Source organism: Burkholderia sp. E168m23, from assembly GCF_016586125.1.
GTDB lineage: Bacteria > Pseudomonadota > Gammaproteobacteria > Burkholderiales > Burkholderiaceae > Burkholderia > Burkholderia orbicola.
Map to the genome: position 1 here is coordinate 1 of NZ_BCPP01001596.1, position 754 is coordinate 754.

A 754-nucleotide genomic window follows, 5' to 3' on the forward strand; every position below is an offset into this window, starting at 1 on the left:
AGCGGCACCGCACCGCAGATCGAAGGCTTGTTCGCATGCACGCTGCAACGGCCGTCGTCGGCCAGCGCCGCGCAACGGCCCAGCGACGGATAGTCGTAGCCTTGCAGCGTCAGCGCGAGCCATTCGCCCTGCACGCCGCCGCCGCGATGGAACAGCCGGTCCGCCAGCGCATCGATCGCGGCGACGTCGTCCGCGTCGAGCACATGCTCGCGCCCGCCCGCCTGCCAGCGTTCGCCGATCCGCCGCTTCGGCACACGGCGAATCGTCAACGCGCCGACGAAGCGATGCCGATGCCGGAACAGCTCGCGCAACGACAGCGTCGGCGCGCTGTTGCAGCAGCGGCCGCACGCGTTGCACGCGAGCAAGTAGGTGTCTACCACGGCCGCCGCACCGAATCCTGGTAGCGCGTGAGGATGAAGCGCGCGACGTCATCCGAGTGATACGCGGCGACGAGCTGCGCGACCCACGGCTTCGCGCGATCGGCGTCGCGCACCGTGAGCACGTTCGCATACGGCGAGCGGGCGTCCTCGAGGCTGATGCTGTCGCGCGCGGGCTGCAGTCCGAAACGAGCCGCGTCGTCGCTGTCGATCGCGACGAACGCGGCCGTATCGAGCGCCGCGTAAAGCCGGTCGCGGCGCAGCGCGACGAATTTCAGCCCGAGCCGGTTGCCCGTCACGTCGCGCAGCGTCGCATGCAGGCCGGCTTTTTCGCGCAACGTCACCAGCGTGTCGTTCTGCAACAGCACGAGCGCACG

At 69.8% G+C, this 754-nt stretch carries 2 protein-coding genes; both read right to left on the bottom strand.

Annotated elements, in window-relative coordinates:
- Positions 1–380 (bottom strand): YkgJ family cysteine cluster protein (locus tag JMF90_RS39115; RefSeq protein WP_201326552.1); only part of this gene is annotated, 380 nt, incomplete at its 3' end.
- Positions 374–754 (bottom strand): MetQ/NlpA family ABC transporter substrate-binding protein (locus tag JMF90_RS39120; RefSeq protein WP_236598156.1); only part of this gene is annotated, 381 nt, incomplete at its 5' end. The genes JMF90_RS39115 and JMF90_RS39120, both read right to left, overlap by 7 nt.